The 13,983-nt window shown below is 66.6% G+C and carries 17 protein-coding genes; 7 read left to right on the forward strand and 10 right to left on the reverse strand.

Annotated features, from left to right (window positions below):
* Positions 1-1,001, forward strand: a 1,001-nt coding sequence (locus tag ON37_RS11200; RefSeq protein ID WP_040718944.1) for a diacylglycerol/lipid kinase family protein, incomplete at its 5' end; no start/stop codon positions are given.
* 81 nt (positions 1,002-1,082) lie between these two features.
* Complete coding sequence (locus ON37_RS11205) at positions 1,083-1,544, forward strand: DUF6508 domain-containing protein (protein ID WP_157171419.1); 462 nt, start codon at positions 1,083-1,085, stop codon at positions 1,542-1,544.
* On the opposite strand, the gene ON37_RS11210 is transcribed toward ON37_RS11205, so the two are convergent.
* Genes ON37_RS11210 through ON37_RS11220 form a run of 3 tightly spaced genes read right to left on the reverse strand, consistent with a single transcriptional unit; the run spans position 1,541 to position 4,619 of the window.
* Entirely contained in the window at positions 1,541-2,299 is a 759-nt protein-coding gene (locus ON37_RS11210; protein WP_174362097.1) for an SDR family NAD(P)-dependent oxidoreductase, read from the reverse strand. The two genes, ON37_RS11205 and ON37_RS11210, sit on opposite strands and share 4 nt — an antisense overlap.
* A complete protein-coding gene (locus tag ON37_RS11215; RefSeq protein WP_040718946.1) occupies positions 2,296-3,246 on the reverse strand; it encodes an alpha/beta hydrolase in 951 nt (316 codons plus the stop codon). The genes ON37_RS11210 and ON37_RS11215 overlap by 4 nt, the downstream gene beginning before the upstream one ends.
* Positions 3,243-4,619: a flavin-containing monooxygenase gene (locus ON37_RS11220; protein ID WP_040718977.1), complete on the reverse strand. Its 1,377-nt coding sequence runs from the start codon at positions 4,617-4,619 to the stop codon at positions 3,243-3,245. Before ON37_RS11220 ends, ON37_RS11215 begins: the two co-directional genes overlap by 4 nt.
* Positions 4,620-4,769: 150 nt before the next feature.
* On the opposite strand from ON37_RS11220, the gene ON37_RS11225 reads away from it, so the two are divergent.
* The 4 genes from ON37_RS11225 to ON37_RS11240 all read left to right on the forward strand — a co-directional run bounded on the left by ON37_RS11225 (position 4,770) and on the right by ON37_RS11240 (position 8,027).
* Positions 4,770-5,384, forward strand: coding sequence for a TetR/AcrR family transcriptional regulator (locus tag ON37_RS11225; RefSeq protein WP_040718948.1), 615 nt, complete (start codon positions 4,770-4,772; stop codon positions 5,382-5,384).
* Between the two features lie 155 nt (positions 5,385-5,539).
* Positions 5,540-6,247: a DUF8020 domain-containing protein gene (locus ON37_RS30905; protein WP_051031464.1), complete on the forward strand. Its 708-nt coding sequence runs from the start codon at positions 5,540-5,542 to the stop codon at positions 6,245-6,247.
* Between the two features lie 102 nt (positions 6,248-6,349).
* Entirely contained in the window at positions 6,350-6,754 is a 405-nt protein-coding gene (locus tag ON37_RS11235; protein WP_051031465.1) for a hypothetical protein, read from the forward strand.
* A gap of 259 nt (positions 6,755-7,013) precedes the next feature.
* Positions 7,014-8,027, forward strand: a complete 1,014-nt coding sequence (locus tag ON37_RS11240) for an erythromycin esterase family protein (RefSeq protein WP_083892900.1) — start codon at positions 7,014-7,016, stop codon at positions 8,025-8,027.
* On the opposite strand, the gene ON37_RS11245 is transcribed toward ON37_RS11240, so the two are convergent.
* The 7 genes from ON37_RS11245 to ON37_RS11270 all read right to left on the reverse strand — a co-directional run bounded on the left by ON37_RS11245 (position 7,955) and on the right by ON37_RS11270 (position 12,140).
* Positions 7,955-8,800, reverse strand: coding sequence for a hypothetical protein (locus ON37_RS11245; RefSeq protein ID WP_157171420.1), 846 nt, complete (start codon positions 8,798-8,800; stop codon positions 7,955-7,957). The two genes, ON37_RS11240 and ON37_RS11245, sit on opposite strands and share 73 nt — an antisense overlap.
* Before the next feature lie 311 nt (positions 8,801-9,111).
* A complete protein-coding gene (locus ON37_RS11250) occupies positions 9,112-9,450 on the reverse strand; it encodes a type I restriction-modification enzyme R subunit C-terminal domain-containing protein (RefSeq protein WP_157171421.1) in 339 nt (112 codons plus the stop codon).
* A 71-nt stretch (positions 9,451-9,521) separates the two neighbouring features.
* The gene (locus tag ON37_RS32885; RefSeq protein WP_157171422.1) at positions 9,522-10,652 is read right to left on the reverse strand and encodes a hypothetical protein; all 1,131 of its coding nucleotides are present in this window, start codon (positions 10,650-10,652) and stop codon (positions 9,522-9,524) included.
* Positions 10,653-10,686: 34 nt separating this feature from the next.
* Positions 10,687-11,190, reverse strand: coding sequence for a hypothetical protein (locus ON37_RS11260; RefSeq protein WP_040718956.1), 504 nt, complete (start codon positions 11,188-11,190; stop codon positions 10,687-10,689).
* A gap of 54 nt (positions 11,191-11,244) precedes the next feature.
* Positions 11,245-11,394: a hypothetical protein gene (locus ON37_RS32890; RefSeq protein WP_157171423.1), complete on the reverse strand. Its 150-nt coding sequence runs from the start codon at positions 11,392-11,394 to the stop codon at positions 11,245-11,247.
* The gene (locus tag ON37_RS11265; RefSeq protein ID WP_040718957.1) at positions 11,391-11,636 is read right to left on the reverse strand and encodes a hypothetical protein; all 246 of its coding nucleotides are present in this window, start codon (positions 11,634-11,636) and stop codon (positions 11,391-11,393) included. The genes ON37_RS32890 and ON37_RS11265 overlap by 4 nt, the downstream gene beginning before the upstream one ends.
* 9 nt (positions 11,637-11,645) lie before the next feature.
* Entirely contained in the window at positions 11,646-12,140 is a 495-nt protein-coding gene (locus ON37_RS11270; RefSeq protein ID WP_157171424.1) for a hypothetical protein, read from the reverse strand.
* A 417-nt stretch (positions 12,141-12,557) separates the two neighbouring features.
* Between ON37_RS11270 and ON37_RS30915 the strand changes: the two genes are divergently transcribed.
* Entirely contained in the window at positions 12,558-13,880 is a 1,323-nt protein-coding gene (locus ON37_RS30915) for an NsdA family TPR-like regulatory protein (RefSeq protein WP_157171425.1), read from the forward strand.
* Positions 13,881-13,983 lie beyond the last annotated feature (103 nt).

Below are 13,983 nucleotides of genomic sequence, written 5' to 3' on the forward strand. Positions count from 1 at the left end.
TGGGGGCCGTGGTGGCGGTCGGCACCCGGCGCTGGTGGGCCGTGCGGGCGGACGAACCGGCCCTCGTCGGTCCGGCCGAACGCGTGCCCCCGCTACTCGGTGGCGACGGGTTGCTGCTGGTGGCGAATCCGCAGTCCGGCAGCGGCGGCGGCGCCGAGTTGCTCGCCGACGTCCGCACCCGGCTCCCGGCGGCAACGGTGCTGGAGCTGTCCGACGACGTCGACCTCGACCACGAGATCGACGCCCGCGTGCGCGCGGGAGCCGTCCGTGCGCTGGGTGTGCTCGGCGGCGACGGTACCGTCTCCGCCGTCGCGGAAGCCGCTGTGCGGCACGGCCTTCCGCTGGCCGTACTACCCGGCGGGACGCTCAACCATTTCGCCCGCGACATCGGCGCCGACGATATCGCGGCCACCGTCGTCGCGCTCCACGCCGGCGAGGTCGCGCTCGCGGATACCGCCCGGGTGCGAGTGGACGACGGTAGCGAACGCACGGTGGTCAACACCGCCAGTCTCGGCGGCTACCCGGACTTCGTGCGCCTGCGGGAGCGCTGGGAGCATCGAATCGGCAAATGGCCCGCGGCGGCCGTCGCGATGCTCTGCGTCCTGATCCGCGCACAGCCGCTGCGAACCACCATCGACGGCGAACCGGCGGCGGTCTGGATGTTGTTCGTAGGCAACGGCACCTATCGGCCGGGTGATCAGGTACCCACGGCCCGAACGGATCTGCACGGTGCCGGATTGGATATCAGGTACCTGCGTGCAGATCGCCGATTCTCCCGGCTGCGACTGATCTGGGCCTCGATCACCGGAACCCTGGGCGACTCCCCCACCTACGTCCATCGTCGCGCGGACAAGCTGCGGGTGCGGGTGGACGGGCCACCGGTCTCGCTGGCGACCGACGGCGAAGTCGACACGCGCAGTTCGGCTTTCGACTTCGTCGGCGATCCGGCTTCACTGCCGGTCTTCCGTCGCACCGACCGGCAGACACCCCCATCCCACTGAGCGCGGACCGAGGTACGGCGGCGCACATCCCCACCCCATGATATGAAATGCTCAGATTTCAGATAGTGGAGGTGTCGGATCGTGACGCAGGCCAACCCCATGACGATCGAATCGGCCGAGGCCGCCCTCGCCCGGCTGACCGCACACGACCGCGGCACGCTGACCGAGCTGATCCGGCGCGTCGACAAACACCGGGGCTCCTTCGGCGAACTCGTCACCCGCAATCCCGACGGCACGCCGTGCCCGCCGTGGACACGCAAGGATCCGCTCGTCGACGAGGTCGTCCGCTTTCTGGTCGACCGGCACCTGTTGCTGTCGCATTTCCCCTGGGGCACTTGGGAAGCGGGCCGAACGGTCGTGCAGCGGCGGGACCGGGCAGCACTCGCGGCCTGCTCCGCCCAGCACTGTCTGCAGTACCTGACCCTGCTGGTTCGCGCGGACCGCTTCACCGAGGGCACGCTGACCGCGGCCTTCGACGCCGGGCTGATGCAGGCGCTGCTCCACCGCCTGCATCAGCACACGTATCCGCACTCCGGCCGTTAGCCGGACTGCATCGCTCGCACCCGGGCGAGCACGTCGGGATAGCGCTTCAGGTGCGCGCCGCCGTTGAGATCGATGGTCGCGCCGGTCATCCAGGTGGCATGATCGGAAGCCAGGAAGGCCACCATCTCCGCAACCTCTTCCGGACGGCCGCTGCGACCCAGTGGCGTGTTCTCCAGATACTCCTCGGTGAGGCCCGGCACGAAGGCGATACCCGCCACCAGCGGCGTGTCGACCAGTCCCGGACTGATGGCGTTGACCCGGATCCGGCGTTCGGCCAATTCCAGGGCGGCGACCTCCACGAGCATCAGCACACCGGCCTTCGCGGCGCAGTAGCCGGCCATCCCGGTTCCGGGTTGGCGACCGTTGAGCGAGGCGATACAGGTGATGGAACCGCCGTCGACCAGATGGCGTCCGGCGTATTTGATCGCCAGGAACGACCCCGTGAGGCAGACATCGACGGTCGTCTGCCAGTGCGCCAGTTCGAGTTCCGTGATCGGCCCCGGCATCGACAGGCCGGCGCAGTTCACCACCGCGTGCAGGGCACCGGACTGCTCGAATCCGGCGGCCACCGAGTTCTCGTCGGTGACGTCGAGCGCGAATGCGGTCGCGCTGTCGCCGAGCTCGGCGGCGACCGCGCGGGCCGCCTCGAGATTCACATCCCCGACGACGATCCGGAAACCGTCCCGGGCCAGCGCATGGGCGCTCGCGCGGCCGATGCCCGAGCCGCCGCCGATCACCAGGGCGGCCCGCGTCATCGGCGTACTCCGTCCGCTCGGCCGGCGGCCGGGGCGGGTGCACCGAGGAGGTGGCGGGTCAGGAAATGCACCTGGTGGTCGACGGCCGCGTCGAACCAGTCGTGGCCGGCGAAGAGATCGAAATGGTCGCCGGGATAGTGGCGGATCTCCGCACGGGCGGCGAATCCGGCCTTCGCGGCCGCATGCGGCGGCGCGGCGCGATCGAAGTCGGCGATCTGCATCAGCACCGGTGCGCCGATCCGCGCGGCACGCTTGTCGGCCCGGTAACCACCCAATTCGATGCCGATCGCGGCATCGACCTCGTTCCGCCACGTGGGGCCGGCGAGGGCCGTGTAGGCCTCGTAATACCCCTCGGCGGTCAGCGCGGCATGCTCTCCGGGCCTACCGACCAGCGGCATCATCACACGCTTGCCGCCGAACCGGCCCGCCAGGGCGCTGCGCACACTCGACACCGTGGACTTGGCGATGGCGACACCGCCCACCTGCGCGAAAGCCGTTCGGCCCGCGGCCAACCCGTTCACCAGGGGCACGACCGCGATCACCGCGCAGATGTCGCGCCGATCCGCGGCGACGGTCAACGCATGCCCGCCGGACAGCGAAATACCCCAGGCCACCAGACGATTCGGATCGACACCGGGCTGCTGCGCGGCGGCGGCCAGGGCGGCCCGGTAGTCCTGCGCCTGCATGGTCATCGACACACGCTGCCGCGGCGCACCCGCCGACGCGCCGAAACCCCGGTAATCGAAGGCGAATACCGCCACGCCGGCGGCACTGAGGCGCGCGGCGAACGGTTCCAGTCCGGAGTCCTTGGTGCCGCCGAAGCCGTGCGCCATCACGACCACCGGCCGCCCGTCGGAGCCGTCGAATGGGCTCGACTCGGGACCCGGGAAAAACCATGCGTCACAAGTGGTTCCGTCGGAGCGGAACTCGACCTGCCGATACGTCACTGCGCCACTCCCACCGGTCGATCGGTCTCCGCCACCCGGGCCCACGGCGGCGGACCGGAGATACGGGCCCGCTGCGCACCGGCCGGAAGCTCCCGCACCCGCATATCGTGCTCGTAGAGGAAGTAGTCGACCTGCTGGGTGTGCCGGGCGCTGGGCACCATATGGCCGGTGTAGTGCTGTTGTTCGGCGACGATCACGCGGCGCATCTCCTCGATCGACGGCAAGCGGTAGCGGCCGACCGCGTACGCCCCGATCAGGCGGGCCTGGCATTCCACGAAGGGAAACAGGGTCGGAGTCGACTGGGCGAAGCCGGCGAAGATCAGATCTTCCATGCCGGGCAGGAACATCCGCTTGTACAGGTCGATCTTGTTGTCCGGAGCGCTGATGAACTCCGGGTCGAAGAACGGAAAGGTGATGTTGTAACCGGTGGCGTAGATGATGATGTCGAAATCGTCGGCGGTGCCGTCCACGAAATGCACTGTGGCGCCGTCGAAGCGCTCGATATTCGGCTTCGGAACCACGTCCCCGGATCCCAGCCGCAGCGGTAGTTCCACCGACTGGGTCGGGTGCGCCTCGAAGAACTTGTGATTGGGCTTGGGCAAGCCGTAATTCTCGGGGCGACCGGCCGTCAGCGGTTGTCCCCACTGCGCGACCTTGCGCTGCCAGGAGTACGGAATGTACGGACTGGTGCGGAAATACTTGTCGGCCGGCTTGCCGGCGATGTATTTCGGCACGATCCACGCGCCCGAGCGGGTGGACAGAGTCACGGTGTTACCCAGAGCTTTCGACGACAGTTCGACCGCGATATCGGCGGCGCTGTTGCCGAGCCCGACCACCAGGATGCGCTGGTCGGAGAAGTCCATCGGGGTGCGCGGGTCGATGTAGTGGTGGGCGTGCATGGTGCGGCCGGTGAATTCACCGGGAAAATTCGGATAGCGCGGATCCCAGTGGTGGCCGTTGGCGACCACCAGCAGATCGAACTTCCGCAATTCGCCGCGCTGTGTGCGCAACTCCCAGCCACCGCCCGGCAGCCGGCGCGCGTGTTCGACGCCGTTCTCGAACTCGATGCGGCGGTACAGGTCGAAGGCCTCGCAGTAGTCGTCGAGATACTGCTTGATCTGGGTGTGGTGCGGGAAATCCGGAAAATGCTCCGGCATCGGAAAGTCCCGGAACGACAGTTGATGTTTCGACGTGTCGATGTGCAGGGAGCGGTAGGCGCTGCTGTGCCCGTTCGGATTGCCGAAGGCCCAGTTGCCACCGACGCGATCCGAGGTTTCGAAGCACACATACGGCACCCCGTAGTCGCCGAGCATCTTGCCGGCGGTCAACCCGCTGATCCCGGCGCCGATGACCGCGGTACGCGGTTGATACATCACCACTCCTTTCACACCGAACGGTGCGTAGACAGATTTCGAATAGTGTCTACTAGTAGACACATTCTCAGATCTGTCCACACATTGCTAGGGTTTTCGGCGAAACCGGTCGGCGAACCGGGTGCGGGTGCGCGGCGAAAGGGGTGGCGGATGAGTGAGACGACAACCACGACGGTGACCGACCGGCTGTTGGCGGCCACGCAGAAACTGTTGGCGGCCAAGGGTATCCGCGCCACGACGATGATGGAGGTGGCCGAGGAGGCCGGCGTCTCGCGCGCCTGGCTGTACCGGCATTTCCCGGACAAGCCGGCACTGATCGGCGCCGCGATCGTGCGGCTGACCGACACCTGGTGGAACGATGCCCGCGCCGAACTCGACCGCATGGACACCTTCGCCGATCAGCTCATCGTCGGCGTGCGCATCGGCCGCGGCGCCTACGACGATCCCGGCGCGCTGCTCATGCGGCTGCGATCGACCGAACCGGAGGAATTCGCGGCCTGCGCGGGCGCGGGAGTCGCCGCCCTGGTGCCCGCGCTGGCCGCCTTCTGGCGCCCCTACGTCGACCAGGCCGCCGAGCGTGGGGAAATCCACCCTGCTCACAACCTGGCCGAGGTCGCGGAATGGGTCGCCCGCATCCTGATCAGCCTGGGCACCGTCCCCGGCGACACCATCGATCCGGACGACCCGGTCGCCGTCGGCCACCATCTGCGGACCTATCTCCTCCCGGCCCTGCACCGCGCACCCGAGCGGAACAGGTCCGCCTGACAACGAACTTCGGCATCCACCCCCACTGCGCGACAGTGGGGGCCGTTGCGCTGCGGACGTTCGGTGACCCGAATGGAAAATGGAAATCATTTCCGTTAATGTCTGTCTCCGCTCCCATCGAGGGCTGCACAGAACACAGAACGGAACAGGGATCCATGAACAAGATCACCCGCATGACCGTCACGGCGATGACAGTGGTGGGCGCGTTGGGCGCCGGTTCGGCTGTCGCCTCGGCTGCGCCCACGACGGCCGCAGACCACATCCTGAGCACCGAGATCATGCCGGGCGTGCAGTACACCAGCTCCACTGCCGATCAGTCCGTGGTCATCGAGACCGGCACCGCCACCCTCGTCACCGCCGGCGGGCAATTCCAGGTGCGCGACGCTTCCGGCGCCACGGTCGCGGGCGTCCCCGAATTCGCGGTCGAGCCGAAGGCCTTGGCCGCCACCCATGCCGCGCCGGAGGTGCGCGCGGCGGCACACGCGGCGACGCCGGAACTGCACCTGGAGAACATCGACGGTGACCCGCAGACCGAACGGTTCGATGCGGCGATTCAGGCCGCCATCAACGAATTCGGCCTGGCCACCTCGGTCGGCACGATGGCCGGCGGCCTCATCGGCCTCGCGGTCGGCTGCGGTGTCGGCGCGGTCGCGGGCGCGGTGGTCGGCGCGCCCGTCCTCGACGCCGCCGGACTCACCCTCATCGCCGGCTGCCTCGCCGGAGCAGGTGTTCTGGGCGGCATGGGCGCCATCATCGGCGCCGCCCTCCTCGGCATCCCGGTCGGCATCGCCTCCGCGATCAAGTTCCAGCACACCATGAACCAGCCCTACGAGCAGCACACCCACGAGGGCGAGAGCAACTGAGGAGCGTCGTTCGGCCGAGTGACATGTCTCCCGGTTCGGGCACCGGGCGTTCGGGTAACCAACAGAACGCTCGATGTCAGGACAGCAGAGAAACGAGTCACATTGCTCAACGTCACCAAATCGATCGCCGTGTGCGCGGCCGCTCTCGGAATCACGGCCGGAGCCTCGGTGCTGCTACCCGCCACCGCGTCCGCGGCGGCCTATCAGGGCCAGTGCGGGAACGGCTTCTCCGTGATCGACAAGCATGAACTGAAGGGCGGCACGGTCTTTCTGACCTATGACGGCCGCACCAACTGTGTGGTCACGGTGCGGGACAAGCCGGGTGAGCCGATTTCGATGGGCGCCGCGGTGCGGCAGTCGAAGGACCACTCCGCGGTGGTGATCAACGACGATCGCAAGTTCAGTGACTTCGCCTACGCCAAGGTCGAAGCCGAGGGCAAGTGCATCGACTGGGGCGGCCGCATTCAGGACGACCTGTGGCAGGACTTCAACGTGCACTGCGGCTGACGGTCGCGACCGGGTCCGGACGGCGGCGCGATGCCGGCGTCCGGACCCGGTCTTTCGGCGCTCACACCGAATGCGCTCACTCCGTGCTCGGCTGCAGACCAACGCCGGTGACCAGCAGCCGGCCGCCCCGCAGGATCAGGCCCGCGCGGAGGCGGCCGGTACGAAACTGTGAGCCCACTGTGCGGCGGCGGGACGCCGACCCATGACTCGGCTCACACCCCCTTGACCTGAACCTCGGTTGGGGTACGACCGTTGATGCATGACCACATCGACGACGCCGGTGACGCACTGGATCGAGCAGCACGCACATGCGCTGACTTCCGCTGCGCCGGATCCGCTCATCGGGCCCGCCGCACTGCGCGAGATGGTGGGGGCGGCACGTGTCGTCGCGCTGGGCGCCTCGACCCGCGATGCGCACGAGCTGTCCGTCTTTGCCCATCGGATGGTGCGTTTCCTGGTGGTGCACATGGGTTTCCGCAGCCTGGTCGTCGAAGGTGACGATGCGGCCAGTGCCGCCCTCGACGCCTACGTGCGCACCGGAATCGGTGACCCGCGCACACTGCTGGCCGCGGCACGCCCGTTCTGGCGAATCGAGGAGTTGCTCGACACCGTGACCTGGTTGCGCGGATACAACCGGGAGCACCCCGACGATCCCGTGCGAATCGCTCATCCGGAGCCACATCGGGAGGTGACGGTTCGATCAGGCGATCTGGGTGTGATCGAGGAAATGTTGGCCGACAACGTGATCCGCTGGCACGACCGCACCGGACACAAGATCGTCTACTGGGGTGGCATGGCACATACGGTCGCGGCCGAGACGCGTACCGTCCTGCTCGGCGACGAACGGGTCACCCACCGCAGCGCAGGCGGTCATCTCCGCCGGCATTACGGCGCCGGATACGTCTCGGTCGGCCTGACCTTCGACCACGGATCGACCTCCCACGTATTCCCGCCGCCACCCGCCGACTTCGCCGAAGCCGTGCTCGGTAGCACGAGTCTCGACGCGTACCTGCTGGATCTGCGCCTCCCCGGTCCGGACGAGGTGCGAACCTGGCTGACCGAGCCGGCGAAAACCCGTGTGATCGGGCCGGTCTACGATCCCGCCGACGATGCCGCCTTCCACCTCTCGGGCGGGTCCCTCGCCGAATGGTTCGATCTGCTCGCCCATTACCGGACGGTGACGGCCACACGCTCGATCGGTCAGCTGGGCGGCAGGTTTTCGTCGGCACTCGCGGATCCGTCGGGCTCAGCCGGAAGCCGCTCGAACAGATAGGCGGGGTCGGCGCAGTTGTCCCAGTCGTCGAGACTGAAGAAGCGCCAGGCTCCCGCATCGTCTCGAGCCATCACCATCACCGCCCTGCCGTGCCACGTGAGTTCCAGCCGGGTGGCAGCGCACAGGATGAGGGACAGATCGCTGTCGCTCAGCGCGGCGGGTAGCTGAGCCGCTCGCCACCAGCGGAACGGCTCGTACTCGAAATCGCCCTCGTACGGCCCGATACCGCGCGTCGGGGTCGTGGGCGTCGCCAGCGTGGGGTCGTCGAGCAGGTCGCACCAGTCGTTTCCGGCCAGATAGTCACCGGCGGCCGCCGCGATGTGTGCCGCACCGTCTCGATGCCAGCGCCAGCCCCCGAGCGTGGCGGCGGCAGCGCCGGGGACGGTTCTCCACGTCACCCGAATGCCGTCGTAGGCGTAGCGGCACCGCCGAATCCAGGTTCCACCGCGGTAGCAGTACACATTGCTCCGCAGCGGCCACGGGGCCATCGGCCGGTGCTCGATGTCGTCGAACTCGCCCCCGTCGTTGTACCAGCGCACCCACACCGACGTGACGCGCCCGCGAAATGTGTTCCAGATTCGATCGGCCACACCTTCGCCACCCCACCTGACCCCGAATTGCAGGTCGAGTGTTCCGCCGTCCTGACGCGACCACACCGGAACGTGGTACGTGCCTGGTGGACCGAGAATCTCCTCCAGGACCTCGCGCTCGAGGAGGACATCGGCCGGATCCCGCAGATCCATCCGCACGAAGGTACTCGCGATATTCGCCACCGACGAAGTATGGAACTGCGCGTACCGCACCGCAGCTCAATTCTTTTCGGAGCCGATCATCCTGCCAGGCTCGCGAAACCCGTTCCGCAGCGCGCCGTTCGGCCGCGCCGATCGACTGCGGCCAGGCGCGGATGCGGGCCGATCAGGGCTTGACGGCTTCGACGAGGGTGCGGGTGGAGTGCGCGATGAACGGTCCCTGGTCCCGATCTTTGCCGAACCTGTGCGCCGACAGTGAGAAGGAAACAGCGGCACCGGCATGCCGTTCGAACCGAACCCGGCGTTGTCGTGCCCCACCGAGTTCAATCGGGTACTTATCCGTTCGCCGCTGCCGACTCCGCCGCATCGGGCACGGCCGTCGTGCGAATGTTCTTCACCGCTGCCACAATTCGATCCACATCGTCTTCGGAGAAGATATCTTCCGGCCCGGTCGGCGCCACGGCGTTGAACGGGGCTTCGTAGCGGGCGCCGACCTCGATCACTCCGTTCTTGGCGATATAGGTGGTGAGCAGCTTCAGGAAGTGCAGTTGGCTGGCGGTGAGGGTACGGCCGGCATGGAATTCCTCGAACGCGGCCGTGGCTGCGGTGGTGTCCAGGCCGGTGAGCGAACGTAAGAACAGTCCGAGACCGCCGTGGGTCACAACAGTCCGCACCGCCTCCCGTGGCAGTGGTCAGCGGAAGATCTGGCCGACTCGGTCGGCGACGGGACAGCGGTCGAGATGGGTTACCGGTGTTCTCGGCCCCCACGTCCGCGTTCCGCCCGCATTCGTACTCGTTCGTCTCGGCCACCGCGGGTCTTCCCCGGGGCTGGCGGCTGCCGGTGCAGGTGTTCCAAACCCGGCGTTGGGCGGCTCTTGATCAGTAGGTCCGCCACGTCGGGCGGGAGCCTCGCTCGAGTTTGCGCGTCGGCTGCGTCCCGCTCCCGCTGTTTCCGCTCACGTTCCTCTCGCTCTCCCTCCTGTCTCGCCCGTTCTTCAGCCTTGGCGGCTTCCTGCTGGCGAGCTTGGTCCGCGGCGTCGGCAGCCTCGCGTGCCTGTTGCACCTGCTCTGCGTAGCCGCTCAATGCGTTCAATTCTGCGATCGCGCGCGCTTCGCGTGCTTCACGTGCCTCCCGGGCGGCACGCTCTTCGCGCTTGATGCCTTTCATGATGTCCCCGAATTCGCGTGCAACCCGCTCTGCAGCTTCTCCTTCCACTCGTTCACGCCGCTTCCTTTCCTGACTCTGCCGCAGCCGCTCGGCAGCTTCACGGACCTTCGGCAGGCGCTCTTGTGCGCGCCGGAGACGGTCGGCGCGTTCTTGCTGCTTTTGCCGTTCGAGTTCACGCTTCCGGACGATCTCTCGAATGTTCTGAAGACGTTTGCGTGCCCGATCGGCACGCTCCAGTTCGTAGGCTCGAACCAGTTCACCTTGTCTGGCGACCAGGGATCGGCCCAGCTCTATGGCGCGGGCAGCGTCGGCCCTGGAGATGACCTGATGCTCGAACCGGTCCTTGAAATCGCGAGCCATTGCCCGCATGTCGTCGGCGACGGACCGAGGGATCTTCTCACCCTCCACCGTCTCCCACACGCTGCGCGTTATCTGGCCGGACTCGAGCGCTGCCCTCTCTTTGAGCAACTGCTCACGTGTCTCGCGTTCAGGGAGGCGACCGGATTTGCGTTCTCTGGCCTCCACGCCACGCCCGTCGGTGCGTGCATTGTCGATGACCCGCGAGCGGTGTCCCGTCTCGATCCGGAATTGTTTGACCCAGCCTTTTTCCGGCGTTTCACCGCGCATATGTGCACGACCGAGCTCGAAGTACAATCCGCGTTCGTGATTGGTTAGATTGCGCCGAACAGCATCGTATTCGTCGGGCAAAGCCGACCCCCCCGATCAAAATCCGGAGTAAGTGTTATGTAATGCGAGAAGCTTTGCGCATATCGCGGGCGGCCGACGTGATTGCATAATTCGCCATGCCGGGGCCATCGGTCTCGAGGAACAGATAATCTGTCATCGAAACCATGCTGCACACTTCAGCGCCGTTGCCGTCGTGCACAGCGGGACTGAAGTCGGTATACAGCGGCGCGCCACTGTATTTGGGGTAGTTGCCCCACGTCATGCCGGCGCGGCGGACGAAGCACTCGCCATAGAATCGAACGAATTGATCTGCCGCGTCTCGCTTTTCCGGCGACAAGAATCCATCCCGGTCGCCGAAAAACTCTCTGGCAGACTCGAGGATCCGCAACGTCAATGGCGACTTCCACCAGGGATCGTCGTATTCGGCGATGCCGGGAACGGTGGTGGCGAGAAAGGCTCGGATCTGCGATTCCATGCGCTCGGGTGCGACCCAATCCAGGAAGGCTTGGGTCTTTTCGTCGAATTCGATGTCGAAACCCATCTGCTCGGCGTCGCTCATGTCCGGCTCCCCTCGTCGGTAGGCTGCTGCTGGTCAGACTATCCCGCCTCACTGTCATGTTCGGCCTTCCTCGTCTTCGATACGCTGGCGGTTCTCGTCAACGGAGCGCCCTTTCGGGATCCGGGTCGGCCAGCACCACACTGCGCCGGCAACGATCACCAGAACGCCGAGCACGGTCGCGCCGAAGACCCAGATATCGCTCACGGAAGCGCCCACAGCCGTTCACAGGGCAGCCGCCGGCGCTGCGGGTCCGGCGCCTCGAACGTCACCGAGACCGCTGGGTAGTCGGTGACCCGATGCAATGCGAACCGGACCGCGGCCGGCATGCACGCGACGAACTTCAGCTCATGCATATTCGGGACGGTGATGAGCACGCAGAGCCCGACGTCCGGTTCGTGCGGCAGCGGCGATTCAGGTTGAGCTCCAGTGGGTTCGGCGAAGCTCATGGCGGCTCGCTACTGTTTCCCGACCGAGGCGTAGTCGGCCAGCCCGCTCAAGACGTCGAGCAAGGTCTCGAGGTTCACCCCATCCGGTAGCGGAGCATCGTTGGTCCGCCGCGACCGGAACCGCATCCCGCGAGCAATTGCCCGTTCGCGCGGGCTGTCCACCGGCGGAACGATCTTGCCCTCGCGGACCAGGCAGCTGTACGCGCTCGCCTTGCGGGGGCATTCGACTGCGCGGCAATTCAGGTGCTGCTGCATGATCTGTTGCGCTGCGGCGACGGTGAGCGGCTGCTCCGGGTGTGAGTGTTCCGGGTCGGTGAAGCCTGGCATCGTCGCCGCCCAGGTCGATGGGGGACAGACCGTTTCGAGGTCGAACATCTCGCACACCCGGCTCGGGCTGTTACCGACGGTCTCCAAGTCGTAGACGACCACCGCGTCGACATTCAGGCTTGCCGCCGGCCCGAGCGCGTACCCGACCGGATCGGTGGCGTCTGCCGGCGGCCGCACTGTGTAGAGATGAAGGTAGCCGAGCCGTTCTGCGTGACACTGGACCTCCATCGCATGCCGCGGCGCATGGGATCCGGAGATTGTCGCGCGCACAAGGCCGATCGCGGTGGGCTGGTGATTCGGTTCAGCGGAAACCATTGTCTGTCCTCCCATCTCGTGTGTGGACGGCACCCGCCGCCGAAGTTCCGTTCGTCCGTCGATCCGGCTGCGCTGTGGGTTGGGTCGGCGAACGAAAGGGGTTCCGGTTCGATCCGGCGGCGGGGCCTATCAAGAAGGGTCGCGCCGCGGCGGAGCCTTTGCGACGCCCGCGAGTGAGCAGGCGAAGCTGCGCAATATCTGCCGTTGACAGCGTTTTCGAGTCCGCGACGGCCTACTGTTGCGTTACAACACAATTCAGGTCCGGTCGGAGGGGTGGCCGTGAGCGACGAAGATTCAGGGCTGGTCTGGGAGACAACCGAGTTCCAACGTCTCCTGGCCGCGCACCGGCCGGGGCAGGCATTCGCGTTGATCCGTCGCGCGCACCAGCTTTCGCAGGCCGAGTTCGGGGTATTACTGCACTGGGATCGCAGTCACACAGGCCGTGTGGAGCGGGAGGAAGTCGGTACCCTTTTCGATGTTCGCGAGCTGATCAGGGTCGCAGACACCCTCGGCGTTCCTCGCCGCTCGCTGGTTCCGCTGTTGCTCGGAACAGCGGAGATCGGCAGTATCGAAGGTACCGACGGCGATGAAGGAGCTGACGTGGACCGCAGACAATTTGGGCTGACCTTATTCGGTGCCGCAGTTGCGTCGGCCACTGGCTTCCCGGCCGCCGCCTCCGCATCAGCGGCGGGAACGAGCCAAACGGTGGGCACCAACCATGTCCAGTACATCAACGACGTGGCCGACCAGTTCTGGGCGCACGACTCGGAGTTCGGTTCGGGCGGCCTGGTCGAGGCGGCACTGAAGCAGTCGGCGATCGCACGCCAGCTGCTCGACCACGGCACCTACGATGCGGCCACGGGCCGGGAGCTGGCCCGCGCAGCCGGCAGCCTTGTGGACTGCACAGGCTGGCTCGCGTTCGACTCAGGCGATCAGAAGACCGCGCGGCAGTGCTTCACCGAGGCACTGATCCTGGCCGAACGGTCCGGCGACATGTTCCTGTGGAGCAACGTTATGGACGACCTCCGGCACCAGGCATGGCGCGTTGGATCCATGCGCGAAGCACTTCAGCTCAGTCTCCGGATCAGCGATGCCATTCGGCCGATCCGATCCACTCGTCTCCATGCGCTGCACGCGGCACGAGAAGCTGTCGCGTACGCAGCGGTAGGCGACGCTCGGGAATCGGAGCAGGCGATTAACCGCGCGCTGCGTGAAGTCGACCGCGGATTCGATGACGCCGAGGACCCGATCTGGTTGAGCTTCGTGACGCCGGCCGAAATCCAGTCGATCACCGCCCAAGCGCGCACATGCCTCGGACAGCATGACAAGGCGGTGGACTTCTATCGGTCGTCGGTCGGCGCGACCACACAGCCGCGGGACGAAGCGTCGTACCGGGCCTACTACGCATCGAGCCTGGCGCGGCTCGGTGATCATTCGATGGCAGTGACAGAAGGGCTGTCGGCGCTCAGTCTGCTCGAGAACACGGTCAAGTCGCGGCGGTTGGTGGCCGAGCTGAAACCCACGCGACAGGTTGCGGAGCGCGTCGGCAGTGACGAGGCCGCCGACTTCATCCACCGGTTCGACAAGCTGGTCAAGGTCTAGCCATTCACTGATCGCAGAGACTGATAGCCGGTACTGGGCGATGGTCGGCTGCGTGGTCCCCATGCGGCATGCAAGTTCCGTCTGTGTCAAACCTGCCGCAGCG

Origin of the sequence: Nocardia veterana NBRC 100344, assembly GCF_000308855.1 — a bacterium.
In the GTDB taxonomy this organism is placed as follows: domain Bacteria; phylum Actinomycetota; class Actinomycetes; order Mycobacteriales; family Mycobacteriaceae; genus Nocardia; species Nocardia veterana.

Bases quoted from the DNA above. Each gene is read 5' to 3' on its own strand.
- ON37_RS11220 (WP_040718977.1), bottom strand. From the start codon at position 4,619: ATGTATCAACCGCGTACCGCGGTCATCGGCGCCGGGATCAGCGGGTTG.
- ON37_RS11265 (WP_040718957.1), bottom strand. From the start codon at position 11,636: ATGAGCTTCGCCGAACCCACTGGAGCTCAACCTGAATCGCCGCTGCCG.
- ON37_RS11225 (WP_040718948.1), top strand. From the start codon at position 4,770: ATGAGTGAGACGACAACCACGACGGTGACCGACCGGCTGTTGGCGGCC.
- ON37_RS30905 (WP_051031464.1), top strand. From the start codon at position 5,540: ATGAACAAGATCACCCGCATGACCGTCACGGCGATGACAGTGGTGGGC.
- ON37_RS11240 (WP_083892900.1), top strand. From the start codon at position 7,014: ATGACCACATCGACGACGCCGGTGACGCACTGGATCGAGCAGCACGCA.
- ON37_RS11260 (WP_040718956.1), bottom strand. From the start codon at position 11,190: ATGAGCGACGCCGAGCAGATGGGTTTCGACATCGAATTCGACGAAAAG.
- ON37_RS11210 (WP_174362097.1), bottom strand. From the start codon at position 2,299: ATGACGCGGGCCGCCCTGGTGATCGGCGGCGGCTCGGGCATCGGCCGC.